The sequence below is a fragment of the Streptomyces tamarix genome (assembly GCF_032423885.1).
Lineage (GTDB): Bacteria > Actinomycetota > Actinomycetes > Streptomycetales > Streptomycetaceae > Streptomyces > Streptomyces tamarix.
This window is the reverse complement of the sequence record NZ_JAWCTQ010000068.1, coordinates 1-24,279: the sequence shown is the minus strand read 5'-3', so window position 1 is coordinate 24,279 and position 24,279 is coordinate 1. Positions and strand designations below refer to the sequence as shown.

Genomic DNA, 24,279 nt, shown 5'->3' with positions numbered 1-24,279 from the left:
CATATGAAGGGGGGAAGCGGAACAGTGATGTCGCCACGCCCACGCCCACGCCCGTCGCTCTCGTGGGACGACGGGTGCGTCCTCGCGGTCGACCAGCGGGCACTGCCGCACGAATACCGCCTGCTGCGACTGGCGACGGTCGACCAACTGATCGACGCCATCACGTCGCTCGCCGTTCGCGGAGCGCCCACCATCGGTCTGGCCGGTGCCCTGGGGGTGGCGCTCTCCGCCCATCGGCACAGCTCGGACGGCAGGACCGACGAGGCGTTCGTCAAGGCCGACGCCGCGCGGCTGTCCGCCGTCCGGCCCACCGCCGTCAACCTGGCGTGGGCCGTCCGCCGTGCAGTGGCGCGGCTCGCCGAAGGACCCGAGGCCGTCCTCGCCGAGGCCCTGGCCATGTTGGAAGAGGACATGACGGTCAACCGGGCCGCCGTCGTACGGGCCGCCGACCTGGTGCAGTCGCTGGTCCCGGACCGGCCGGTGCGGATCCTCACCCATTGCAACACCGGTCGCCTGGCAACCGCCGCGATCGGCACGGCACTCGGCGCGATCATCGAGTTGCGCGAGCGCGGCCGGGTCGCCGAGGTGCTCGTGGACGAGACCCGGCCGCTGCTCCAGGGTGCCCGCCTCACCGCGTGGGAACTGGGTGAGGCGGGGGTGCCGTACCGGCTGTGCGTGGATTCCGCCGCCGCCGCTGCCATGGCCCGGGGGATGGTGGACTGCGTGCTGGCGGGGGCCGACCGCATCGCGGCGAACGGGGACGTGGCGAACAAGATCGGCACGTATGGTCTCGCGGTCGCCGCCGCGCGGCACGGCATTCCCTTCGTGATCGTCGCTCCGGAGTCCTCCTGGGACCGGGAGCTGGCCGACGGCGCGGGAATCGTGATCGAGGAGCGCGACCCCGGTGAAGTGACGGGGTTCGCGGGGGTCGAGGCCGCCCCCGCCGGTGCCGCCGTCTTCAACCCCGCCTTCGACGTCACCCCGGCCGAGCTGATCACCGCGATCGTCTCCGAGGCCCGGGTGTTCCGGCCCTGCGGCTCCCGCCGCACGAGTTGTCCGCGTGAGGTGCCGACATGACGCACACGTCCGTTGACGACGGCGAATGCGTACGCGTCGGAAGGGAGATCGCGGTGTTCTCAAGGGCCCTGTACGAGCGCGGCTGGATGCCGGGCACCGCCGGCAACCTCTCGGTACGCCTGTCGGGCGGAGTGGCCCTAGTCACCGCCAGCGGCCGGGACAAGGGGGACATGACCGCGCAGGACACGGTCCTCGTGCGGGCGGACACGGGGGAGGAAGTGGCTCCGGGACGGCTGCGGGCGTCGGCCGAGACGACGATCCACTCCGCGATCTACCGGACCACGGACGCGGGAGCGGTCATCCACGTCCACTCCCCGTACGCCACGGCGGTCGCGTGCCGCACCGGTCGCCCCGCGCGCCTGACCTCGCTGCGCATCGAGCGGCTCGAACTGCTCAAGGGCCTGGGACTGGCCGACCCGACGCGCGCCGAGGTGCCCGTCTTCCCCAACTGGCCCGAGGTCCCGCGGATCGCCGCGGACGTGGCCGCCCACCTGCCCGCCACGCCGCACGCACCCCCCGCCCTCCTCATCACCGACCACGGCATCACCACATGGGGACACGACCTCGCCCAGGCCCGCAACCGACTGGAGTGCCTGGAATCGATCTGCCAGCTGCTGCTGCTCACCGGAGCCGGGCCGTCCCCGGAAGGAAAGGAAAGCTGATCTCATGACGCTGCTCCAGGTCATGCCGGAGGACGATCCCGGGCGCGTGCTGCTGCGCACCCGGGACCACGAGCGGATCGCGAAGGCCCTGCGCGGCTGTTCGGTGACGTTCGGCCGCTGGCCACTGCGCGACACCGTCACGCCCGGCACGAGCTCGGAAGACGTGCTGTCCCGCTACCGCGTCGAAATCGACGAACTGTGCGAGCGGGAAGGGCTGAACCGGGTGGACGTCGCCCGACTCCATCCGGAAGGGAGCTCGGAGTGGGAGGAGAAAGCGGCCGAGGCGCGTTCGGCCTTCCTGGAGGAGCACCGGCATGCCGAGGACGAGGTGCGCTTCTTCGCCCACGGCACGGGGTGCTTCTACCTCCGCCTCGACGGCCGCGTCCACGCGGTGGTGTGCGAGGCGGGCGACCTGCTCTCCGTACCGGCGGGCACCCGGCACTGGTTCGACATGGGGCCGCGCCCGGAGTTCACCGCGATCCGCTTCTTCGAGAAGGAGGACGGCTGGATCGGCGACTTCACCGGTGACCCCATCGCCCGGCGCTTCCCCCGCCTCGACGCGCTCCTGACTCCGGAGGCGACGACGTGATCGTGACGCCGGTACGGGCCGTGGTCCTGGACATCGAGGGGACGACCGGTTCCGCCTCCCACGTGTACGACGTGCTCTTCCCCTACGCCCGGGAACGCTTGGCCGGCTGGTTCGCGGCCCACCGGGGCGAGCCCGCGTGGACGGAGCTGATGGAGGAACTGCGGATCCACACCGGTGATCCGCAACTGGACGAGGGCGGGGCCGTCGCGGTGCTGACCGCCTGGTCCGACCAGGACGTCAAGGCGCCTCCGCTGAAGAGGATCCAGGGGCTCATCTGGGCCGAGGGCTACGCCCGCTCCACGCTGACCGGACACATCTACGACGACGTGCCCGCGGCCCTGGCCCGATGGCGGCGGTCGGGCATCGACCGTTACGTCTACTCTTCGGGGTCGGTGGCGGCTCAGCGCGACTGGTTCGCGCACAGTGACCACGGTGACCTCAGCGCCCTCCTGAACGGCTACTTCGACCTGTCCGGCGCGGGCGGCAAACGGGACCCGGAGTCCTACCGGGCCATCACGCGCGCCATCGGCGTCCCCGCACCCGAGACGGTCTTCTTCAGTGACGTGGGAGAGGAACTGGACGCGGCCGCCGCCGCGGGGTGGAGGACCGTGGCCGTACGGCGCCCCGGAGACCCGCGCGGCCCAAAGGTCGCCGGACACCCGACGGTCTCCGCGCTGGACGACATACGGCTGCACCGGCCAACGAGACGGGAAGAGGGAGCATGGACATGAGCGTCAGCGGCAACACCCCGGCCGCGGAGATCGGCGTGATCGGAGGCAGCGGCTTCTACGAACTGCTGGCCGACGCGGAAGAGGTCCGGGTCGACACGCCCTACGGTCCACCGTCCGACGCCCTGATGCTGGGCACGGTCGAGGGTCGGCGGGTGGCGTTCCTGCCCCGCCACGGCCGTGCGCACCGCATCCCGCCCCACAGGATCAACTACCGGGCGAACCTCTGGGCGATGCGGTCCGTCGGCGTGCGCCGGATCCTGGCGCCCTGCGCGGTCGGCTCCCTCCGGCGCGAGCTGGGCCCGGGCACCCTCGTGGTTCCCGACCAGATGGTGGACCGGACCAGTGGCCGGATCCAGACCTACTACGACGAGGGCGCCGTCCACGTCTCATTCGCCGACCCCTACTGCGCGGACGGCCGCGAAGCGCTCCTCAAGGCGGCTGCCGCGGCCGGGATCGAGGCGGTCGACGGCGGCACGATGGTCGTGGTCGAGGGGCCCCGGTTCTCCACCCGCGCCGAGTCCCAGTGGTTCGCGGCGGCCGGCTGGTCACTGGTGAACATGACCGGGCACCCCGAGGCGGTCCTGGCTCGGGAACTCGCCCTCGGCTACGCCGCCGTCGCCCTCGTGACCGATCTGGACGCGGGCGTCGACGCGGCGGAGAGCGTCGCCCAGGAAGAGGTCTTCAAGGTCTTCGCCGAGAACACCCAGCGACTCCGCCGCGTCGTGCTCGGTGCCGTCGGGATGCTCCCCGAGAGCGACGACCCCCTCGCCGCCCGCGCGCTCGACGGCATGACCCCGCCCTTCGACCTGCCCTGAGCCGGTCCGCCCCGGAAGGGGCGGACGAGCCGCCCCACCGCCACCGGACAGGGCCCCGGGGGCGTCCGCGGGCACGGCCCCGGGCGGGCTGCCCGGACGTCGCCGTCGTCTTCGGCGCCCCGGTCGTCGTGGCGCCGAGGGCCGCCGTCCGGCCGCGTCGAGCGGCCGGGTGGACCAGGAGGGGCAAGCGGCGCACCTGCTTCCGCGTGGCAGCGCGGTACCCGTGTCCGTCCGGAGCGACGGGCGGACACCACGCACCTGATGAGTACGTTCCGTTCGACTTGGAAGGCCGAGTTCTGTGTCACCCCCAGCGATCTCCGCGCCACCGGCGAGCAGCGGCGCCGGTACGGCAGCCGACGCGGCGCCCCCCGACCCCGCGACGGGCGTGAAGGGCCGGCTCGCCTCCCGCAAGGGCCTGGCGCTGGCCTGCGCCGTCCTGTTCGTCGTCCTCCTCGCCTCGGTCGTGGTGGCCATCGGCCTGGGGGCCGCCGTGATCACCCCGGGGGAGACCGCCCGGTACGTGTGGGCGGCCGTCAGCGGCGGCCGCATCGCCGCGGACGAGGTGACCACGTACCAGATCATCTGGCAGATCCGTACGCCGCGGGTGTTGCTCGCGGCGCTCGTGGGGGCCGGGCTGAGCGCGATCGGCGTGGCCATCCAGGCCATGGTGCGCAACGCGCTCGCCGACCCCTTCGTGCTGGGCGTCTCCTCGGGCGCGTCCGTCGGGGCCGTCGGCGTCACGGTCACCGGGGGGCTGGCGGCGCTGGGCGTCTACGCGGTGTCGGCCGGTGCCTTCCTCGGGGCCCTGGTCGCGTCGCTCCTGGTGTACGCCGCCTCCTCCAGCCGGGGCGCGCTCTCCCCGCTGCGCCTCGTCCTGACGGGCGTGGCCATGTCGCTGGGCTTCCAGGCGGTGATGAGCCTGATCATCTACTTCGCGCCGGACAGCGAGGCGACCAGCATGGTCCTGTACTGGACGATGGGCAGCTTCGGCGCCGCGAGCTGGGGTGCGCTCCCGGTCGTGTCCGCGGTCGTCGTCCTCGGCCTGGTCGTGCTGTACCGGTACGGCCGGGCGCTGGACGTGCTGGCCCTCGGGGACGAGACCGCCGCGAGCCTGGGCGTCAACCCCGACCGGCACCGCAAGGCCCTGCTCGTCCTGGCCTCGCTCGTGACGGGGGTGATGGTCGCCGTCAGCGGCGCCATCGCCTTCGTCGGACTGGTCATGCCCCACCTGGTGCGGATGGTCGTCGGCGCCACCCACGCCCGCGTGCTGGCCGTGGCGCCACTGGCCGGAGCGATCTTCATGGTGTGGGTCGACCTGGTGTCCCGGACGCTGGTGGCACCGCGCGAACTGCCCCTGGGCGTCATCACCGCACTCGTCGGGGTGCCGGTGTTCATCACCCTGATGCGCCGCAAGGGCTACATGTTCGGAGGCCGCTGAAGATGGAACTCAGACTCGACGGACTCTCGGTGGTGACCGACGGCAAGAGCCTGGTGCGCGACCTGTCCCTGGAGGTGGAGAGCGGCCGGGTGGTGGGCCTGGTCGGCCCCAACGGGAGCGGCAAGTCCACCGCCCTCAGATGCGTGTACCGCGCGCTCCGACCCAGCTCCGGCACCGTCTGGGTGGGCGAAGAGGAGCTCTCCGGCCTGACGATGCGCCGCTCCGCGCAGGTCATCGCGGCCATGACCCAGGACGGCGCCGTCGACCTCGACTTCACGGTCGAGGAGGTCGTCGCACTCGGACGCACACCGCACCTGCAGGGCAACCAGGCCCTCAGCCGCCGGGAGCGGGAGCTGTGCGAACGGGCGATGGACCGGCTCGACATCCGCCACCTCGCCCGGCGCGGGGTCCTGACGCTCTCGGGCGGGGAACGCCAGCGCGTCCTGCTGGCCCGGGCCCTCGTCCAGGAGCCGAGGATCCTGGTGCTCGACGAGCCGACCAACCACCTCGACGTACGCCACCAGGTCGAACTGCTCTCGCTCCTGCGCGGCTCGGGACTCACCGTCCTCGTCGTGCTGCACGACCTCAACCTCGCCGCAGCCGCCTGCGACCGCCTCGGCGTTCTCCGCGAAGGCCGCCTGGTCGCCACCGGCGCACCCGAGGACGTACTCACCGCGGAACTCGTCGACGAGGTGTTCGGCGTCAAGGCCAGCGTCGTGTCCCACCCGCTCACGGGTGACCCCCAGTTGTTGTATTCGCTCAACTCCTCCCTGTGAAAGGCACCACCAGATCATGACCACGACTCGATCCCCCCGCTCGGTGCGGCAGCACACCGTCCTCGGCTCCGCGCTCGCGGCCGCGCTGCTGCTCGGCGGCTGCGGCGCCGAGGTGGAAACGGACGCCAAGGCGTCCGAGAAGGTCACCGTCAACAGGTGCGGTGAGCCGGTCGAATACACGCTCCCCCAGCGCGCCGTGGCGTACGAGGGCGGAAGCGCCGACAAGCTGTTCAGCCTCGGCCTGGTCGACCACGTGCACGGCTACGTGATGCCGCCGGCGAACCCGCCGGTGGAGGAGTCACCGTGGGCCGACGACTACGCCAAGGTGAAGATGCTCAGCGACGACCTCCTCAACAAGGAACTCGTCGTCGAGGCCAAGTCCGATTTCGTGGTGGCCGGCTGGAACTCGGGCTTCAAGGACGAGCGGGGCATCACCCCGGAGATCCTGGACAAGCTCGGAATCCAGAGCTTCATGCACAGCGAGAGCTGCTTCAACTACCCGAAGTACCCGGAGAAGCTGTCCCCGTTCGAGGCCCTTTACACCGATCTCGATCGGCTGGGCAAGATCTTCCGGGTCGAGGACAAGGCGGAAGAGGTCGTCGGCGGGCTGAAGAAGCGGGTGGAGGCCGTCAAGGCGAAGGCACCCAAGGGCGACCCGGTGCCGGTCTTCCTCTACGACTCGGGCACCGACCAGCCCTTCACCGCGGGCAACCAGGTCCCGCCCAACGACATCATCAAGACCGCCGGCGGCAGGAACGTCTTCGACGGCCTCGACCAGCGGTGGACCCAGGTGAACTGGGAGGCCGTCACCGAAGCGGAACCGGAAGTCATCATGATCCTCGACTACGGGGACCTGCCCGCCCAGAAGAAGATCGACTTCCTGAAGAACTCCCCCCACACGAAGGAGCTGCCCGCCGTCAAGAAGAACAACTTCTTCATCCTCGACTACAACGAGGGCGTCAGCGGGCCGCGCAACATCGACGGCCTGGAGAAGTTCGCGAAGTACCTGCGCGAGCTCCAGGGCTGACCGGGTCGCACCGCGCCGGGGCCGTGCCCGCTCCACACGGCCCCGGCGCCCCGAACCGCGTGCGCTGATCCCGTGCGCGTACTGGTCCTGAGCGCGTGCTGATCCCGCGTGCGCCGGCCCTGTGCGGCTGCCGCGTCGCGGACCGCGCCGCCCGCCGACCCGAAGGAGCGGCGCACGGCCGCTCCCCGCGCCGTCACGCCGCGTGGCCGGCCCCGGCCGAAGTCGACCGGAGGCGGGACGGCCGGCGGCCGAGGGCCGAGGGCCGGCAAGGGCGGCGTGGCGGCACGGCCGTACGCGTGACCGGCCGCGCCGACCGGTCGGCGCGGCACCGGACCGGAACGGCCGGTGGGCCGCCGGTCAGCCGATGATGGCGACCGGGGCGTCCCAGGCGTTGCGGTCGACGGTGATGGTGTAGCCGCGGCGGGTCTCCTTGCTGTTGGCCTGGTACTGGTGGCCGCGGCTGTGGCCGGTGTACAGCTTCGGGTCCCAGGGCCAGTCCTTGGTGGTGGTCTCCTGGCCGTTCCACAGGGCGTACCAGAGGTTGCCCGGCAGGTCCGTGCGGTCCTTGGCGGTGGCGATCGCCTTGGCGCTGGAGCTGCTGAAGCCGTAGAGGCCGGCGCGGTAGGTCTTGGCGCGCAGGGTCTTGGTGAAGGAGCGCACGTAGGCGAGGGTGGCGTCGTTGCACGCCTTGTCGGTGATGTCGTACGACTCCATGTTGAGGTAGATCGGGCTGCCGGCCTTCATGCCGAGCGCCGACGCCTTGGCGACCGCGTCGTTGGCGTTGCTCACCCCGACCGAGGCCGCGGTGGCCGCGGTGAACCTCTCCTTGTTCCTGCTCTTCTGGCAGGGCGGCTGGGCGCCGACGTACAGGGGGATGACCCGCCAGCCGAGCGTGTCGACCGACTTCACCCAGGATTTGGTCAGGTTGGGCTGGGCGCAGCCGCGGTTCTTGCCACCGACGTAGACGGCGACGCCGCCGTAGTAGGCGTTCTTCTTCCACGCCTTCATCGCGGAGAGCGAGGGCGCCGTGCAGGCGTCGAACGCCCGGCCCGTGTAGGTCTTCTGCGCCGGCCACGCCGGGGCGGCCATCGAGGTCTGCGCCGCGACCACGGCACCGGCCACGACGACGGCACCCGTCGCGGCCAAGGCGATGTAACGGTTCTTCCTGGACAACCGGTGCTTCGGCATTCCCCACCCCATACGACGTGACACAGCGGGCTCCGGTGCTCCGGAGCCCGCCCACCCTACCGACAGCGGGCGGGACCGCGACGACCGGCCGGGCCGGCCACTCGCCCCGGGCCGGGCCCGTCCGTACGGGGAGCGGGGCCACGCGAAGCCGACCGGCGCGGTGGCCACGGGGGACGGGGGGCGGGTGCCCGGTACGCGCTTCGCCACCGCCCCGGCCCTGGCGCCGCCCGCACCCCCCCCGCTCCGCGACCGGCAAGGGGCCCGCCCGTGACCACGTGTCAACAAATCCCTACAGGGGTTCGGGATCCAGTTGTATGCTCCATGCGCCGCCGAGCCGCGCGTGCGCCCCTTCGGGCGACGCCTGCCGTGCTCGCGGCCTCTCATCACTCACCCCAGGGGGGGTACGTATGGCATTTCACCGTACGGGCCGCGCGCACGCGCGTGCCCGCAGACTCGCTTCGTGCACCGCTCTCGCCCTCGCCTCCGGCCTGCTGCTGTCGGGCACGGCCGGCACGGCGGTCGCGGACGACGGCAGCGGCGCCCCGGCCGGCCGCGCGCCGGTCGAGCGGGCCACTCCCGGCATCGAGCTGCCGCAGGGGCAGTTCCCAAAGGAGCGCACCCGCATGTCGACGGGGGCGACCAAGGGCGCCGCGGCGCCGTCCCGCCACGACTTCACCGGCGACGGCTCCAGCGACCTGCTGTACCGCGGGCTCGACGGCAGGTACTACCTGAAGCGCTCCGAGGACCCGGCCAACGACATCGAGTTCTCCCTGTACGGGAGCGGGGGCGAGAAGTTCAAGGACGTCATCCCGGTCGGCGACGTCACCGGCGACAACACGGCCGACGTGCTGACGCTCTCCCCCTACGGCGTCCTGTCGCTGCGCGGGACGTACCAGGGCGGCAGCGGCACGACCGGCCCGCAGTGGACCGGCACCGGCTGGAACATCTACAACAAGGTCCTCTCGCTCGGCGACGTCACCGGCGACCGCAAGGTCGACGTGCTGGCCCGCACGTTCGGCGGTGAGCTGTACCTGTTCCGCGGCACGGGCGTGCCCCACGCCCCGTTCAAGCCCCGCGTCAAGGTCGGCACGGGCTGGCACGCCTACGACCAACTGGTCGGCGTGAACGACGCCGACGGCGACGGCCGCGGCGACCTGTACGCCCGCACCCCGGGCGGCGACCTGGTCTTCTACGCGGGCACCGGCAAGGCCGCCGCCCCGTTCAAGACGCGCGTCAAGGTCGGCACCGGCTGGCACGCCTACAACCAGCTCAGCAGCTCCGACGACATCACCGGCGACGGCCGCCCGGAGCTGTTCGCCCGCACCACGGGCGGCGCGCTGTACTACTACGGAACGAACGCCACCACCGGTCGCCCCACCGCGCGCACCACGTTCGCCACCTCCGGCTGGAACGTCGCGGACCTGATCGTCGGCGCCGGCGGCATCCCGCAGACCGGCAAGGCCGAGATCCTGGGCCTTGACCGGGAAGGCACGCTGTTCCTGTACTACTCGCGCAACAACGGCACGCTCACCGCCCGCGACCAGATCAGCAGCACCGGTGGCTGGACGGGCGCCCGCGTGCACTTCCCCAGCTCCCTGGACGGCAACGGCCACGCCGACCTGCTGGAGGTCTACCGGGGCCACCTGTACAACTTCGAGCGGGCCGAAGGCGGCGTGCACTCGCTGGGCCGCGGCTGGGACGCGTTCAACACCCTGACCGGCCCCGGCGACCTGACCGGCGACGGCAAGGGCGACCTGCTGGCCCGCACCACCGGCGGCACCCTCTACCTCTACCGCGGCGACGGCAAGGGCTACGCCTTCTCCGGCCGCGTCAGCGTCGGCACCGGGTGGGGCGCCTACAACGCCCTGGCCGGCGCGGGCGACATCACCGGCGACGGCCGCGCCGACCTGCTGGCCCGCACCCCGGGCGGCACGCTGTACCTGTACGCCGGCACCGGCAGCGCCAACGCCCCGTTCAAGGCCCGGGTCAAGGTCGGCACCGGCTGGAACGCCTACACCAAGCTGGTCGCCCCCGGCGACATCACCGGCGACGGCCGCGCCGACCTCCTGGCCGTCACCTCCGGCGGCATCCTGTACCGCTACGTCGCCGCCCACACCGGCACGGCCAACCCCTTCACCACCCGCACGAGCCTCGGCAAGGGCTGGAACACCTACACCCAGCTCCACTGACCCACCCCGCGCGACCGGAGCCCCGACCAGCACCGGCCGGGGCTCCGGCGTTCCCCCACCGACCGACCGGCCCGGCACCACGACGCCGAGCCGCGCCCCCCGCGGTCACCACCGCGACGAGGCGGCGACCACCACCGGCCCGGCCGAGTGGGAGACGGTTCCCCCTCTCGCCCGCTGACCGCCACCCACCGCCCGCTGACCGCCTTCCAGAAGAGCCGTGGGCGGTGGGGCTTCGAAGGCCCGGCCCGTCCGTGGCGGACCGCCCGGCGCGCGGTCAGGCGCCGGACAGCCCGCGAGCGACGTGTTCCAACCCGCTCTTGGTGGCGTTCAACTGGTCACCGATGACGCTCAGCCGTCTTTGCAGGTGGTCGAGGCGTGCGGCGACCGCCAGCGTCGCGAAGGCCTGCGCCAACTCGGCCGCGCCGGGCTGCCCCAGCCCCGCCTTCCCGGCCCAGTCCAGCGCCAGGCGCTCGAACTGCGCAGCACGTTCGGCCGATGCGTTCACAACCATCCATGAACCCTTCGCGGTCAAGGCAACGCCGTCGGGCCGGGTGGTCCGATCTCAGTCGATGCCGTCGAAGTCAGGAAGAAGATCCGGCACCGGGGCGTGCGGCGGTGCCAGAGGATACGACCTGGCCGATTGGGACACGAGGAACTCGACGACCACCGGGCGGTCGCGCACCGCTGAGGCCCGCGTCACGACCCGGTCCACCTCGCCCGGGTCCGCACACGTGAACGCGGCGCAGCCGTAGGCCCGCGCCAGCGCACTGATGTCCGGGCTTTGGTTCTCCTTGTGGTCGGACAGGTCCGTCTCCTCGTCGTCGTGCGAGTACCACAGGTCCTGCCACTGGCGCACCATGCCCAGCATGGCGTTGTTGATGACCGCGACCTTGATGGGAAGTCGGGCCTGGACGCAGGTGGCGAGCTCCTGGCACATCATCTGGAAGCTCCCGTCCCCGTCGATGGCCCACACCTGCGCGTCGGGGTGAGCGGCCTGCACCCCCATGGCGGCGGGGACGGCGTACCCCATGGTGCCGGCGCCGCACGTGGTGATGAAGGTGCGTGGGCGTTCGTAGCGGATGTGCTTGGCCGCCCACACCTGGTGCTGGCCCACGCCCGCCGTGTACAGGGTGTTCGGGCCGGCGGTGAGGGCTCCGAGGCGTTCCACGGCGTACCGGGGGTCGAGGGCCCCGTCGACCTCCTCGCCGTGGCCCGGTTCATGGCGGCTGCGCCAGCCGTCCAGGGTGTCCCACCAGGACGAGAGGTCCGGGTGGCGGTGCCGGCCGCTTCCGAGGGCTTCGCGGACCCGGTCCCTCATCATGGTGAGGGCGGGGCGGCAGTGCGCGGTGACGGCGATGTCGGCGCGCCTCCTGCGGGATATCTCTCCGTCGTCGATGTCGATGTGGACGACCCGGGCGTCAGGGGCGAAGGCGTCCAGCTTCCCGGTCACCCTGCTGTCGAAGCGGGCTCCGACGGCGAGGATCAGGTCCGCGTTCTGCATGGCGGCGGTGGCCGCGATCGTTCCGTACATCCCGGGCATGCCGAAACCGAGGCGATGGCCGTCCGGGAACGCACCGCGCGCCATGAGGGTGGTGAGGACCGGCACGCCGATCTCCTCCGCCAACTCCCGCAACGGTCCGGCGGCCTCGCCCCGTACCACTCCGCCGCCCGCGTACAGGACTGGTCGGCGAGCGGCCAGCAGCGCTGCCACGGCCTGCTCGATCCGGGCGGGCTCGGGCGCCGGCGGATCGGCTGCCTTCGGCCCGTCGCCGGGCGCCGGGGCCCTTCCGTTGAACGCGTCCAGGGTGATGGAGACCAGCACCGCCCCCGGGCGCCCGCTCATCGCCCTGCGGGCGGCCTCGGTGACGGCCGGAAAGACGTCCTCCGCCCGGGTCACTTCCACCGAGTACTTGGTGACCGACGAGACGACGGAGCAGATGTCGGCCTCCTGGAACGCTCCGGTGCCCAGTTGGTCGCTCTCCACCTGTCCCGTGATCGCCAGGACGGGCACGGAATCCTTCTGCGCGTCCATCAAGGCGGTGACGAGGTTCGTGGCGCCCGGCCCGGAGGTGGACAGGCACACTCCGAGGCGGCCGGTGGCCTGGGCATAGCCCGAGGCTGCGTGTCCCGCACCCTGTTCGTGCCTGGTCAGGATGTGGCGTATCTCCGGGAAGTCCCCCAACGTGTGGTACAGCGGGACTATGGCCCTGCCGGGTATGCCGAATACGACCCGCACGTCTGCGTTCCTCAGGGCGTGCAAAGCGGCGGCGGCACCTGTCACGTGGCGCTCTTCATCGGTGGCCATGCTCCTGCCTTTCCAGTGACGGATGCCGTTTCCCCTCGGAAGGGGCACGCGCTGGACGGCCCTCGGCCCAGTGGGCGAACGAGGCGGCCGGACCGGAGCACTGTCCCCGCGCCGATGCTCACGCGCTCGGCGCGGCGCGTCATTCGGACAGTCGGTAAACGCTGTTGACGTGGCCGTCCGGGGTGATCTCACCCGTGGAGCTCATGTTCTTGCCGTCCAGGTCCTCGAACACACCGCCCGTGCTCTGCGCCCTCATCGAACCGCGCAGGTGGTAAGTACCGTCGTCATCGCGCACGCCCGACGAGGAACCGGTCAACGCGATCGTGTCGAAACTCCCCTCCGCCGTGGCGACGATCCGGCAGGTGGTCATCGCGGTACCGTCCTGGAGGCGCCGCATCAGGTGGTTGGCGATGACCTGCACGGCATGGCTGTCGATGTTCCCGGTCCCCGACGCCAGGACCTCGAGTTCTACGAGGTTCCCTTCCATGGAGATGATTCGAGTCGCGTCAATTTTTTCGGCGAATTCACAGATCACCTTGTTGGACATGTGATCGCTTCCCTCTTGGCTGGGGTTGTAAGGGGATAGTAGGCTCGTGGACAAGGCGCGGCAAGGCGCGACCCGGCCAGCCGCATCCCGCGTGCGAACGACTCTTGATCGGATAAGGAAACGTCGAGGAGAGGTCAACTTCCAGGCCGGCGTCCGGAAGGGAGGCGAGACTCCGCTTCTCGAAATCTCCGGAACAGGCGATCACTGTACTGAACGCCGAGATCTTTTCTCACGCGCGAATCCCGTGAATTCCCTGGTCCCGGCCGAGTCCTTGAGCTTTTCCCACCCCACTCTGACCCGATCGGGTGAGTCCGTCGTCACCCCGGTTTCCTTCCGACCTGCCCCCGCCCCCGAGACGGCGTCACCATCGGCCGCACGTTCCTCGGAGTGAAGGACCGCAGCCGCGTACCCCGGCCTTTCGCCCCGCGCGCCCTCCGTCCGGCGCCGCCGTCGGCAGGGGCCGCCGAGTTTCCGCGGGGGAGCCCGTGGGCGGGTGACGCATCGGTTCGACGCCCTCGATGTCTGGACACGCGCGCAGGGCAGGCGGACTCCCGTTCCCGTCCCGCCCTGAGCCCCGTGAGCCCCGTGAGCCCCGTGCCCCGGCGCCGTGCCGCCGTTGACGTCCAGTGGGTCTCACAGCTCTCCAGGCCGAGCCCGCCCGCCGGTGCGGTGGCGCTGAGGTCCGAGCTGTTCTCGCCGAGCCAGGCCGGGCTGCCGCCGCTCAAGCCGTGCCGCGCGGGGACTCCCACGGCGGACGGGTTCGTTTCCCCTCCTGGAGGTACGGCCGTCGGTAGTCTCTCGTACACAGGACGGCACCGGTGGCCGGCCATCGTGAGGGGGAGAAATTTGATGCACTCCGTTGCGCGGATTCCGCTGGAAGGCGGGGGCGCGGTCTTGGTGGAGGCCGCACCGGAGGTGGACGGTCCGGTGAAGGCGGGACGCCTCGCCGACTCGGTGCGGGAACTCCCTCAGACCCTCCAACAAGCCCTGGGCCCGGTGAGGGACACCGCGAGGGCGGTGTTGGAGCAGCTGCGGCAGGCCGGCCCCGACGAGGTCGAAGTGGAGTTCGGTGTCGATCTGTCGGCGGAGGCGGGGGCCGTCATCACCAAGGGGGGAATGGCGGTGCATCTGAAGGTACGGGTGTTGTGGGCGAGCGGGGCGCCCGCTCAGGACGTTCCGTGAGGAGTGTCGCGTGTCTGCCGGCGAAGACGGGGAAGCGGGAGCCGTAAGCGGTGGTCGGTCGGCGGTGACCGCTTCGATCGCACAGGTCCTCGCCCCTGGGGGCGGTACGGCCGGGACGGGTTTCCTGGTCGCTGACGACACCGTGGTGACCTGCGCGCACGTGGTGTCCGCCACCGGCCAGGGGCCCGGGGGGCAGGTGGTGCTCGCCTTCCCGCACCTGCCGGGAGCTCCGCGGCTGACCGGCCGGGTCGTCGCCTCCGGGTGGCGGGCGCCGGACGCCGAGGACATCGCCGTACTCCGCCTCGCGAACACGCCGGCGGGGGCGTGCCGAGTGCGTCTGGGAACCGCGACCGGATGCCGGGGGCACCGCGTGAGCTCCTTCGGGTTTCCCTCCCAGGCGCCTGACGGTGGGCATTTCGGTTACGGGGAGGCCGGCGACCTGCTCCCCCCGAGCGGTGGCATCGGCCTCCTGCTGCAGTTGACCGACGCGAACGACCTCACCACTGGGTTCAGCGGCGGCCCGGTCGTGGACCAGTTGACGGGACTGGTGGTCGGCATGGTCACCGCCATCAGCCCGGCTGACCGGCAACACCGGGGCACGGGGATCGCGTACGCCACCCCCGCGCAGGTCCTGCGCGAGGTGCTGCCGGAACTGGTGGAACACCACGTGTGTCCCTACCGCGGTCTGGAGCCGTTCACCGCGGACCACGTCGGGTGGTTCCACGGGCGGGATGCCGCCGTGGAGCAGGCACTCGGGGCACTTCGCGGGCAGCAGAGGGTCCTGCTGCTGCTGGGGCCGTCCGGGGCGGGCAAGTCCTCCCTGGTGCAAGCGGGCATCCTGCCGGCCCTGGCCGACGGCGGGCTTCCCGGCAGTGACCTCTGGCCGCAGGTGCTCGCCCGACCAGGACAGGACCTGCTGGCCGAGTTGGAACAGGCCGGGCTGTCCGGAGCCGTCACGGACGGCATCGAACGAGCCGTCCGGCGGAGGCTGGGAGAGGTTCCGGGCCGACGCCTCGTGCTGGTCATCGATCAGTTCGAAGAACTCCTGGCGTATCCCGCCGCGGAGGGACACGCGGAGCGACTGGCCGCCGTGGAGGAGCAACTCGTCGCGTTGATCACCTCCGACGTGCCGGCCAGTGTGATCGTGGTCATGCGTGACGACTTCTACCCCCGGCTCGCGGCCGGGGCGCCCCGCCTGCTGAGCACAGCGGCGCCGGGCCTGCTGAACGTCCCCACCACCCTCGGTGTGTCCGAGCTGCACGCCATCATCAGCCGACCCGCCCACGCGGTGGGCCTCCGGTTGGAAGAGGGGTTGCCCGAGCGCATCATCACCGATGTTCTGGCCGCCGACCCCGTCGGCCCGTCGGCCCGCACGGCGCCGGTCACCGTGCTGCCGCTCCTCCAGCTCGCCCTGAACCAGTTGTGGGACCGCCGCCACGACGGCCACCTCACCCACCAGGCATACGATCGGATCGGCGGGGTCGCCGGCAGCCTGACCACGTGGTGCAACGGCGCCCTCGACAGGATCCCCGCCGCGTACCACGCCACCGCCCGACGGCTTCTCACCGCCCTCGTGCGGCCGGCCGACGAGACGTACGCCGTTCCGGCGACCCGCCGCCACGTTCCCCTCACCGACCTGCGCTCCCTGGCCGCCGACCCGCTGACGGCCGAAGGGCACGGCGACAGCGTTTTCGACGCGGTACTGGCCGCCTTGACGCATCAGCGGATCGTCACGACGCGGACGACGCCCCGGTCCGACAGGGCGCCCGGCGCGGGCACCGCGGAACTCATCCACGACGCCCTCATCCGTGAGTGGGCCGATCTTCGCGACTGGGTGGCCGCTGACCGCCACTTCCACGCCTGGCTGCACCGCGCCGGTGAGTTGCGTGCCCGCTTCGTCGCAAGCGGCCACCCCGGTGACCTGCTGGACGGCAGCGACCTCGCGGAGGGCATGGTCTGGTCGCGTCAACACGGGCTGCCGCAGGACATCTCCGCCTTCCTGACCGTGAGCAAGCAGCGCCAGCAGGCGGCCCTCCGTCGTACTCGCCGCATCAACACGGTCCTGACCTGCGCGCTCGTTCTCTCCCTCATCGCCGGCGGCATCGCGTTCTGGCAGCGTCAGAGCGCGGTCGCAGCGCAGGAGAAGGCCGTCACTGCCCAGGAGAAGGCCGTCACCGCGCAGAAGGAAGCCCAGTCACGCGAATTGTCCACCCAGTCCACCGCATTGCGCGGCACCGATCCCGACCTGGCCTCGTTGCTGGCCGTCCAGGCGTACCGCACCAGCCCGACCCGCGAGGCCACCGCCAGCCTCTACGCCGCTGCCGCCCTGCCCCTCCGCCACGTGCTGGACGAGCACACCGACGAGGTGACCGAGGTGACGTTCAGCCCGGACGGCCGCACCCTCGCCACGGCCGGCAACGACGGCACGGTGCGGTTGTGGGACGCGACCACCGGCCGGCCCCGCCACCGCCTCGACACGCACGGCGACTGGGTGCACACGACGGCGTTCAGCCCGGACGGCCGCACCCTCGCCGCCGGCAGCGACCAGACCGTACAGCTGTGGGACGTGACCACCGGCCGGATGCGCGGCACGCTCACCGGTCACACCAACACCGTGGTCTCGGTGCAGTTCAGTCCCGACGGCCGCACCCTCGCCACCGCCGCCGACGAGGCGGTACGCCTGTGGGACGTCGCCACCGGCGCCACCCGTACGACCTTCCCCGGCCACTCCCGCGGCGTGGGCCAGGCGGTGTTCAGCCCCGACGGCCGCGTCCTCGCCGTCGGCGGCCGTGCGACATTGCAGCTGTGGGACGTGGCCACCGGCGAGGCCCGCGCCCCCGTCACCGGCCAGACGGACGAGGCGGGCTCCCTCGCCTTCAGCCCGGACGGCCGCACCCTCGCCACCGGCGGACGCGGAACGGTGCAGTTGTGGGACGTCACCACGGGGAAGGTCCGCAAAACGGTCGTCAGTAACACCGACGGCGGCACCTCCGTCGCGTTCAGTCCCGACGGTCGCACCCTCGCCACCGGCGGCTACCTGGACCACGAAGCCGTGCGGCTGTGGGACGTCACCACCGGCGAGGTCGTGGACACCCTGACCGGTCACACCGAGGCGGTGTACTCCCTCGCGTTCAGTCCCGACGGCCGCGCTCTCGCCACCGGGAGCGGGGACAAGACAGCCAGGGTGTGGGACGTCGCGACGGGCAGGACGCGCCACACCCTCCAGGGGGACCACACCAAGTTCGTCACCCACGCGGAGTTCAGCCCGGACGGCCGCACCCTCGCGACCAACACCCTCACCACGGTGGAGCTGTGGGACGCGGTCACCGGCAAGTCCCGTAACCGGCGAAGCAGACACGCCATGAACGTCACGGATTTCGCGTTCAGCCCCGACGGAAGCACCATGGCCGTCAGCGGCTACGACGTTCTCGACGAGCGCGAAATCGTGCTGAGGCTGTGGGACATCGCTTCCGGCCGCGCCCGTGACCTCCGGACAGGTGGGACCGCGGAGGTGTACGCGGTGGCGTTCAGCCCCGACGGCCGCATCCTCGCCACGGGAGACGACGACGGCGTGGTGACCCTGTGGGACATCTCCACCGGTCGGGTCCTCCGGACCCTGAAGGGCCCCACCGGTACGGTCGGCGCCCTGGCCTTCAGCCCCGAAGGCGCGACCCTGGCCACGACCGCCGACGACACGGCGCAGCTGTGGGAGGTCGCCACCGGGAAACAGCTGTACAAGCTCTCCGACTCCGTGCACGACGTCGTGTTCAGCCCGGACGGTCACACCCTCGCCACCACCGGCGGTGACAACACCGTGAAACTGCGCAACGCGGTCACGGGCACAACGCGCACCGTCCTCACCGGCCACTCCGACTCCGTGCACACGGTGGCGTTCAGCCCGGACGGTCACACCCTCGCCACAGGCAGCGGCGACAAGACGGTGCGGCTGTGGGACGCGGAGAACGGTGTACCCGGCAGCGTCCTCACCGGCCACACCCATCACATCACCTCGGTGGCGTTCAGCCCGGACGGCCGCACCCTGGCCACGAGCGCCCATGACCACACGGTGCGCCTGTGGCAGGTGCGCCTCCTCCGGCCGGACGACGCGATCAGGGCGATCTGCCAGGCCCTGCACCGGGATTTCACCCGGCGGGAGCGGTCCTTGTACCTACCGGGCCGGGACCCTCATGCAGGCCCGGTCTGTCTGTCGGAGGTCGCGCTCGCTTGAACGGGCGAGTCCGACGTGTGTGCCGGTCGCGACCGTGGCGAAGGGCACCCGTTGGTCGGTGTGCCCTTCTCGACCTGAGCACCCCGACCCGTTTGGTTGCCCAGTTCGACCGGCGTCCGGAGGCAGCCGACGGCTCGGCCACTCCAGTCCGACCGTCACCCTCGACCACCACGCCCCCTCCACGCCCGAAGCCGGCGGCAAGGGACGCGCGGCCCTCGACGCGGTCCCCGAGTACGTCCCGGAGAACCTCACCCCCGCATGACGCACGGGTGGCACAGCACACGCTGGGCCACCCGCTCGCCGTACGAGGGCTTCGCCGGAACAGGCAGCGATCGGCGCCGCCTGGCCCTGCACCCGCAGTGACGGACACGGCGGCGACACGCATGCCGCCACGCCGCAGCAGAGCCACGGAAGAGCTGGTGAGGGACCGTGCCGCCCGCTCCCCGGCGCCGCGCATTCTCCCCGGATTCTCCCCAGGAACGAACGGCGCCACAGGGCAGCGGAACGGGGACGTCGCCCCTCTGAAGGGGTATCCCGGATACGCTGCGTGACCACTGCGGAGCGAGGTTCTGCGAGCAAGTTCTTCTGCAGGCTTGGGGCGGTCGGTGAACGGACCGGAGCCACGGTCCCCGTCCTGGCAGTGTCCTGCGACTACGAAGCATCCTTGTCTACGAGGGGACTACCCCTGCTCGATTATCCGGATCACCTGCCTTGCCCAGGCCGTCCCCACCTCGCGTCCGACCAACTCAGGCTGATAATAAAAGCCCCACCGGAAGACCGGCTCCTGACTGCAACTCATTCCGATAGGAGTCATGGCTGGGCGCAACTTGTGCCGGCACGGAGCGTGCGGGTCAGATCCGGTTCCGGTGACGGACGCAGTACGGCCGGGGTCGTCCCCGCCTCCCGTCAAGCCCGGACCCTGCGGCTCCTCTGGCCGACTCCGCAAGCCACGAGCGCGCGGCCAGACCGAGCCCGGCACTTCTCCTGCCCGATGTCGCTGTACGGGTCGCACTCTGCGGCCGCCCTGGCGCTGTCGCAGGCGGTTTATGCCGATCGGGTGGTGCGGCGGTCAGCCGGCGAGGGACGGGACGGTCGGCGAACGGTGCGGGACGAGGCTCTCGTGGATGTCGAGCGCGGCGGACGACCGGTTGAGCGTGATGTAGTGCAGCCCCGGTGCGCCTTCCGCGAGCAGTCGCTCGCTCAGCGCGGTGGCGTGTTCCACACCGATGCGATGCGCGGTCTCCGGATCATCCCGTGCGCCGTCCAAGGCTTCGGCGAGCGAGGAGGGGAACAGGGCGTTGCTCAGTTCGGCGAAGCGCCGGATTTGCCGGACGTCGGTGGTCGGCATGATCGCCGGGATGATCGGGATGTCACAGCCTGCGGCGGCCACGCAGTCGCGCAACCGCAGGTAGTCGTCCGCCTGGAAGAACATCTGGGTGATGGCGTAGTCGGCGCCCGCGCGGCACTTGGCGACGAAGTGCCGGATCTCGCTGTCCCAGTCCGGCGACCTCGGATGGCGTTCCGGAAAGGCTGCCACGCCAACGCTGAAGTTCCCCGACTTCCTGATCAAGCGCACGAGTTCCTGCGCGTAGGTGAAGCCCTCGGGGTGGGGTATCCACGGTCCTTGCGGGTCGCCCGGCGGGTCTCCCCGCAGGGCGAGCACGTCGTGTACGCCGACGGCGGCGTACGAGCCGATGATCTTACGGAGTTCGGCCACCGAGTGCCCGACCGCGGTGAGGTGGGCGACCGGGCGCAGCGTGGTCTCAGCGGCGATACGGCGGGTCAGTTCCACGGTGTGTTCCCTGGAGGAGCCGCCGGCGCCATAGGTCACGGATACGAAGGTCGGGGCGTACGCCTCGATGCGCCGAACAGCGTTCCACAACTGTCTGCCGGCTGAGGGGGCCTTGGGCGGGAAGAACTCGAACGAATAGGACACTCGGCCCGGTTCCAGGAGACGACGGGGCGTGATCGGGAGGGTCATGGCTGTGGGGTCTCCAGATGTCGTGCGAAGGGCAGGGCTGCCGCCGTCCCGTAGGTGCCCTCGACACGCTTCAGCAGAGTCGCCCGGTCGAGCACGTACCCCTGCCCTCCGAGCCCTTCCAGTGCGAGGGAGGCGACGGCGCACCCGAGCCGGGCGGACATCTCCGCCGTCTCTCCCCAGCACGCCGCAGCCAGGAATCCGGCGCGGAAGGCGTCTCCGGCACCGGTCGGGTCGGCGATGTCCCGAGGTGCTGCCGCACGGACCGTGTACGGCTCTTCCTCGGCGGCTTCCAGACGTACGCCGTCCGCGGCGAGCGTGGTCAGCCATAGCCCGACCCGGGACAGGATGTCGTTCCGGGACCAGCCTGTTCGTTCCTGAAGCAGAGAGGCTTCGTATCCGTTGGTGAACAGCCACCGCGCTCCGGTCACGAGCTGCCGTGCCTCATCCCGGTCGAGCCGGGCGAGCTGCTGTGAGGGGTCGGCCGCGAACGGGATGCCGAGACGGCGGCTCTCCTCCGTGTGCCTGAGCATGGCGGCCGGGTCGTTGGGACAGACGAGGACCACGCCCACGTCACCCGCTCTGCGGACCACGTCGCCGAGGTCGATGTCACGCGCCTCCGCCATGGCCCCGGTGTAGAACGACGCGATCTGGTTCTGCTCGCGGTCGGTGAGGCACATGAAGCGAGCGGTCCGGCGCTCGGGCGAGATGTGCACGAAGTCCGTGTCCACTCCGTGCTCCTTGAGTCGGACGCGGTGCTCGCCGAAGTCGCTTCCCGCAGCACCGACCAGCACCGGTGCGTGGCCCAGGCAGCCGAGCCCGTAGGCGATGTTCGCGGCGACGCCACCGTGCCGGACTTCCAGGTCGTCGACGAGGAAGGACAGGGAGATGGTGTCGAGTCTGTCCGGGATGAGATGCTCTCGGAAGGCCCCGGGAAAGACCATGAGGTGGTCCGTGGCTATGGAACCGGAGATGGCTACGCGCACGAGTGCTCCTGGTGTTCGAGGTAAGATCGAACATTGCGGTGAGTCTCGGAGACGTTGTCACCGCCGAACTTCTCGGCGACGGCGTCGGCGAGGACCAGCGCCGCCATGGCCTCCGCGACGATGCCGGCGGCCGGTACCGCGCAGACGTCGGAGCGCTGGTGGTGGGCCCGGGCGGCCTCACCGGTGGCCACATCCACCGTGGCCAGCGCCCTGGGGACGGTCGCGATGGGTTTCATCGCCGCGCGCACGCGCAGCAGTTCTCCGGTGGTGAGGCCGCCCTCAGTGCCGCCGGAGCGGCCGGAGGCACGCCTGATGCCCTCCGTGGTGGGGACAATCTCATCGTGGGCCTTCGAGCCGGGTTCCCGCGCCAGGCCGAACCCGTCGCCGACCTCCACGCCCTTGATGGCTGGGATGCCCATGAGGGCGGCGGCCAGCCGCGCGTCCAGGCGCCGGTCCCAGTGAACGTGGGAGCCGAGCCCCACGGGAACGCCGTAGGCGAGGACTTCCACGACACCGCCGAGCGTGTCACCGTCCTCATGGGCCCGGTCGATCTCGGCGACCATCGCCTTCGACGCGTCCGCGTCCAGGCAGCGCACAGGGTCGGCGTCCAGCCTGCCGACATCGGCCGGCGTCGGGTACATCCCGGGCGGAGCCTCGGCGCAGGCGAGCTCCACGACGTGGCTGACGATCTCGATCCCGGCCGTCTCCTTCAAGTAGGAGCGGGCCACGGCGCCCAGCGCGACGCGTGCGGCGGTCTCCCGGGCGCTGGCGCGCTCCAGGACTGGGCGGGCCTCGTCGAAGCCGTACTTCTGCATGCCCGCCAGGTCGGCGTGACCGGGCCGGGGCCGGGTCAGCGGGGCATTGCGGGCGAGACCGGCCAGCTCCTGCGGATCGACCGGGTCGGCGGCCATGACCTTCTCCCACTTGGGCCATTCGGTGTTACCGACCATGATCGCCACGGGTGATCCCAGCGTCAGCCCGTGCCGGACACCGCCGAGGAAAGTGACCTCGTCGCGTTCGAACGTCATCCGCGCACCGCGCCCGTATCCCAGCCGCCGCCGGGCCAGGTGGTCGGCCACCGCCTGTGTGGTGACCGGGACACCGGCGGGCAGGCCCTCCAGCGTCGCCACCAGCGCGGGACCGTGCGACTCTCCCGCGGTCAGCCAGCGCAATCTGCTCAACGCCGCTCCTCACCGCGGTGCGCGCGCGTGCCCACTCCGCTGTTTCCGTACATCTCAGCGATCACGAAGGCCAGTTCGAGGGACTGGCTGCGGTTGAGGCGGGGGTCGCAGGCGGTCTCGTAGCGCTGCTGGAGGTCGGCGTCCCCTATCTCGTGCGCGCCACCGACGCACTCGGTGACGTCGTCGCCCGTCAGTTCCACGTGGATGCCGCCCGGATGCGTCCCCAGGTGCCTGTGCACCTCGAAGAACCCGCGGATCTCGTCGAGGATGCTGCTGAACTGACGCGTCTTGTAGCCGCTCTCCGACTTGTAGGTGTTGCCGTGCATCGGGTCGGACACCCACACCACCCGGGCGCCGGAGGCCGTGACCTTCTCCACGAGGTTCGGTAGCACGTCCCGGATCTTTTCCGCACCCATCCTGGTGATGAAGGTCAGGCGGCCGGGCCGGCGATCCGGGTCGAGCCTGTCGATCAGGGCCAGGGCGTCGTCCGCCGTGGAGGTCGGGCCGAGCTTCACTCCGATCGGGTTCCTGATCCGGGCAGCGAACTCCACGTGTGCCCCGTCCAGTTGACGGGTCCGTTCTCCGATCCACACCATGTGGGCCGAGACGTCGTACAGGTTCCCGCTTCTGGAGTCCACTCGGGTCAGCGCGGTCTCGTAATCCAGCAGCAGCGCCTCGTGGCTGGCGTAGAACTCCACCGTCTGGATTTCGCGGGGCAGGGTGCCGCAGGACCGCATGAAGGCGAGCGCGGAGTCGATCTGCCGGGCCAGGTCCTCGTAGCGCCTGCCCACCGGGGAGAGGGCCAGGAAGTCCCGGTTCCAGGCGTGCACCCTGCGCAGGTCGGCGTATCCGCCGGTGGTGAAAGCCCGTACGAGGTTCAGGGTGGTCGCGGAAGCGTGGTACATCCGGGTCAGCCGGTGCGGGTCGGGCACCCTGGTAGCCGCCTCGAAGGCGGGGCCGTTCACGGCGTCGCCCCGGTAGGAGGGCAGCGTGACGCCGTCACGGGTCTCCAGGTCGCTGGAGCGCGGTTTGGCGTACTGCCCGGCCATCCTGCCCACCTTGACGACGGGGACGGAGGCCGCGTAGGTCAGGACCGCCGCCATCTGCAGGATGGTGCGGAGCTTGGTGTCGATCTGATCGGCGCTCACACCGTCGAAGGTCTCGGCGCAGTCCCCCGCCTGGAGCAGGAACGCCTCACCCCTGGCCACCGCTGCGAGCCGGTCGCGCAGTTGGTCGCACTCGGCCGCGTACACCAGGGGCGGGCTCGACCGCAGGGAGGACAGCACCTCGTGCAGGGAGTCGGGGTTTGACCAGGCGGGTTGCTGGGCTGCGGGCAGGGACATCCAGTCGGCAGTCGTGTCTGCGGTCATCGGTCAGGCC

General features: G+C 71.2%; 19 protein-coding genes. 11 read left to right on the top strand and 8 right to left on the bottom strand.

Going from position 1 to position 24,279, the window contains the following annotated elements; translation table 11 throughout:
- Positions 1-27: 27 nt before the first annotated feature.
- From mtnA to RND61_RS31155, 8 genes are all read left to right on the top strand, one after another.
- Positions 28-1,077 (top strand): S-methyl-5-thioribose-1-phosphate isomerase, encoded by a 1,050-nt coding sequence (mtnA, locus tag RND61_RS31190; protein ID WP_315881525.1) that lies wholly within the window; start codon positions 28-30, stop codon positions 1,075-1,077.
- The gene (gene mtnB, locus RND61_RS31185; protein WP_315881524.1) at positions 1,074-1,739 is read left to right on the top strand and encodes a methylthioribulose 1-phosphate dehydratase; all 666 of its coding nucleotides are present in this window, start codon (positions 1,074-1,076) and stop codon (positions 1,737-1,739) included. The genes mtnA and mtnB overlap by 4 nt, the downstream gene beginning before the upstream one ends.
- Positions 1,740-1,743: 4 nt before the next feature.
- Positions 1,744-2,328 carry a 1,2-dihydroxy-3-keto-5-methylthiopentene dioxygenase gene (locus RND61_RS31180; protein WP_315881523.1) on the top strand — a complete coding sequence of 195 codons (585 nt, stop codon included), beginning with the start codon at positions 1,744-1,746 and terminating at the stop codon, positions 2,326-2,328.
- Complete coding sequence (gene mtnC / locus RND61_RS31175) at positions 2,325-3,059, top strand: acireductone synthase (protein WP_315881522.1); 735 nt, start codon at positions 2,325-2,327, stop codon at positions 3,057-3,059. The genes RND61_RS31180 and mtnC overlap by 4 nt, the downstream gene beginning before the upstream one ends.
- On the top strand, positions 3,050-3,874 hold the full coding sequence (locus tag RND61_RS31170) for an S-methyl-5'-thioadenosine phosphorylase (RefSeq protein ID WP_391654532.1): 825 nt from the start codon (positions 3,050-3,052) through the stop codon (positions 3,872-3,874). The genes mtnC and RND61_RS31170 overlap by 10 nt, the downstream gene beginning before the upstream one ends.
- 298 nt (positions 3,875-4,172) lie before the next feature.
- Complete coding sequence (locus RND61_RS31165) at positions 4,173-5,312, top strand: FecCD family ABC transporter permease (protein ID WP_391654531.1); 1,140 nt, start codon at positions 4,173-4,175, stop codon at positions 5,310-5,312.
- A 2-nt stretch (positions 5,313-5,314) separates the two neighbouring features.
- On the top strand, positions 5,315-6,088 hold the full coding sequence (locus RND61_RS31160) for an ABC transporter ATP-binding protein (RefSeq protein ID WP_315881521.1): 774 nt from the start codon (positions 5,315-5,317) through the stop codon (positions 6,086-6,088).
- A 16-nt stretch (positions 6,089-6,104) separates the two neighbouring features.
- Positions 6,105-7,115, top strand: a complete 1,011-nt coding sequence (locus tag RND61_RS31155; protein WP_315881520.1) for an ABC transporter substrate-binding protein — start codon at positions 6,105-6,107, stop codon at positions 7,113-7,115.
- Between the two features lie 357 nt (positions 7,116-7,472).
- Here RND61_RS31155 and RND61_RS31150 read toward each other — a convergent pair whose 3' ends face one another.
- On the bottom strand, positions 7,473-8,303 hold the full coding sequence (locus RND61_RS31150) for a glycoside hydrolase domain-containing protein (protein ID WP_315881519.1): 831 nt from the start codon (positions 8,301-8,303) through the stop codon (positions 7,473-7,475).
- 407 nt (positions 8,304-8,710) lie between these two features.
- On the opposite strand from RND61_RS31150, the gene RND61_RS31145 reads away from it, so the two are divergent.
- Complete coding sequence (locus tag RND61_RS31145) at positions 8,711-10,492, top strand: VCBS repeat-containing protein (RefSeq protein ID WP_315881518.1); 1,782 nt, start codon at positions 8,711-8,713, stop codon at positions 10,490-10,492.
- A gap of 274 nt (positions 10,493-10,766) precedes the next feature.
- Here RND61_RS31145 and RND61_RS31140 read toward each other — a convergent pair whose 3' ends face one another.
- The 3 genes from RND61_RS31140 to RND61_RS31130 all read right to left on the bottom strand — a co-directional run bounded on the left by RND61_RS31140 (position 10,767) and on the right by RND61_RS31130 (position 13,344).
- Positions 10,767-11,003, bottom strand: a complete 237-nt coding sequence (locus RND61_RS31140; protein WP_315881517.1) for a hypothetical protein — start codon at positions 11,001-11,003, stop codon at positions 10,767-10,769.
- A 51-nt stretch (positions 11,004-11,054) separates the two neighbouring features.
- Positions 11,055-12,797, bottom strand: a complete 1,743-nt coding sequence (gene ilvB / locus RND61_RS31135; RefSeq protein WP_315881516.1) for a biosynthetic-type acetolactate synthase large subunit — start codon at positions 12,795-12,797, stop codon at positions 11,055-11,057.
- Positions 12,798-12,936: 139 nt separating this feature from the next.
- Positions 12,937-13,344, bottom strand: coding sequence for a hypothetical protein (locus RND61_RS31130; RefSeq protein ID WP_315881515.1), 408 nt, complete (start codon positions 13,342-13,344; stop codon positions 12,937-12,939).
- Between the two features lie 849 nt (positions 13,345-14,193).
- On the opposite strand from RND61_RS31130, the gene RND61_RS31125 reads away from it, so the two are divergent.
- Positions 14,194-14,526 carry a CU044_2847 family protein gene (locus RND61_RS31125; RefSeq protein WP_315881514.1) on the top strand — a complete coding sequence of 111 codons (333 nt, stop codon included), beginning with the start codon at positions 14,194-14,196 and terminating at the stop codon, positions 14,524-14,526.
- A 64-nt stretch (positions 14,527-14,590) separates the two neighbouring features.
- Positions 14,591-18,754, top strand: coding sequence for an nSTAND1 domain-containing NTPase (locus tag RND61_RS31120; RefSeq protein WP_315881513.1), 4,164 nt, complete (start codon positions 14,591-14,593; stop codon positions 18,752-18,754).
- A 1,069-nt stretch (positions 18,755-19,823) separates the two neighbouring features.
- Here RND61_RS31120 and metF read toward each other — a convergent pair.
- From metF to RND61_RS31100, 4 genes are read right to left on the bottom strand one after another with little or no spacing between them, the layout of a single operon-like run.
- Entirely contained in the window at positions 19,824-20,735 is a 912-nt protein-coding gene (gene metF, locus RND61_RS31115) for a methylenetetrahydrofolate reductase [NAD(P)H] (RefSeq protein ID WP_315881512.1), read from the bottom strand.
- Positions 20,732-21,718, bottom strand: a complete 987-nt coding sequence (locus tag RND61_RS31110; protein ID WP_315881511.1) for a carbohydrate kinase family protein — start codon at positions 21,716-21,718, stop codon at positions 20,732-20,734. The genes metF and RND61_RS31110 overlap by 4 nt, the downstream gene beginning before the upstream one ends.
- Positions 21,709-22,899, bottom strand: a complete 1,191-nt coding sequence (gene aroC, locus RND61_RS31105; RefSeq protein ID WP_315881510.1) for a chorismate synthase — start codon at positions 22,897-22,899, stop codon at positions 21,709-21,711. Before aroC ends, RND61_RS31110 begins: the two co-directional genes overlap by 10 nt.
- Positions 22,896-24,269 (bottom strand): class II 3-deoxy-7-phosphoheptulonate synthase, encoded by a 1,374-nt coding sequence (locus RND61_RS31100; protein ID WP_315881509.1) that lies wholly within the window; start codon positions 24,267-24,269, stop codon positions 22,896-22,898. Before RND61_RS31100 ends, aroC begins: the two co-directional genes overlap by 4 nt.
- Between the last annotated feature and the right edge of the window lie 10 nt (positions 24,270-24,279).

Excerpts from the sequence above, each read along its gene's own strand:
- RND61_RS31145 (WP_315881518.1), top strand. The coding sequence starts at position 8,711 with ATGGCATTTCACCGTACGGGCCGCGCGCACGCGCGTGCCCGCAGACTC.
- RND61_RS31125 (WP_315881514.1), top strand. The coding sequence starts at position 14,194 with ATGCACTCCGTTGCGCGGATTCCGCTGGAAGGCGGGGGCGCGGTCTTG.
- RND61_RS31100 (WP_315881509.1), bottom strand. The coding sequence starts at position 24,269 with ATGACCGCAGACACGACTGCCGACTGGATGTCCCTGCCCGCAGCCCAG.
- metF (WP_315881512.1), bottom strand. The coding sequence starts at position 20,735 with ATGACCCTCCCGATCACGCCCCGTCGTCTCCTGGAACCGGGCCGAGTG.
- RND61_RS31155 (WP_315881520.1), top strand. The coding sequence starts at position 6,105 with ATGACCACGACTCGATCCCCCCGCTCGGTGCGGCAGCACACCGTCCTC.
- RND61_RS31160 (WP_315881521.1), top strand. The coding sequence starts at position 5,315 with ATGGAACTCAGACTCGACGGACTCTCGGTGGTGACCGACGGCAAGAGC.
- RND61_RS31150 (WP_315881519.1), bottom strand. The coding sequence starts at position 8,303 with ATGCCGAAGCACCGGTTGTCCAGGAAGAACCGTTACATCGCCTTGGCC.
- RND61_RS31170 (WP_391654532.1), top strand. The coding sequence starts at position 3,050 with ATGGACATGAGCGTCAGCGGCAACACCCCGGCCGCGGAGATCGGCGTG.
- mtnB (WP_315881524.1), top strand. The coding sequence starts at position 1,074 with ATGACGCACACGTCCGTTGACGACGGCGAATGCGTACGCGTCGGAAGG.
- RND61_RS31130 (WP_315881515.1), bottom strand. The coding sequence starts at position 13,344 with ATGTCCAACAAGGTGATCTGTGAATTCGCCGAAAAAATTGACGCGACT.
- ilvB (WP_315881516.1), bottom strand. The coding sequence starts at position 12,797 with ATGGCCACCGATGAAGAGCGCCACGTGACAGGTGCCGCCGCCGCTTTG.
- mtnA (WP_315881525.1), top strand. The coding sequence starts at position 28 with ATGTCGCCACGCCCACGCCCACGCCCGTCGCTCTCGTGGGACGACGGG.
- RND61_RS31140 (WP_315881517.1), bottom strand. The coding sequence starts at position 11,003 with ATGGTTGTGAACGCATCGGCCGAACGTGCTGCGCAGTTCGAGCGCCTG.
- RND61_RS31180 (WP_315881523.1), top strand. The coding sequence starts at position 1,744 with ATGACGCTGCTCCAGGTCATGCCGGAGGACGATCCCGGGCGCGTGCTG.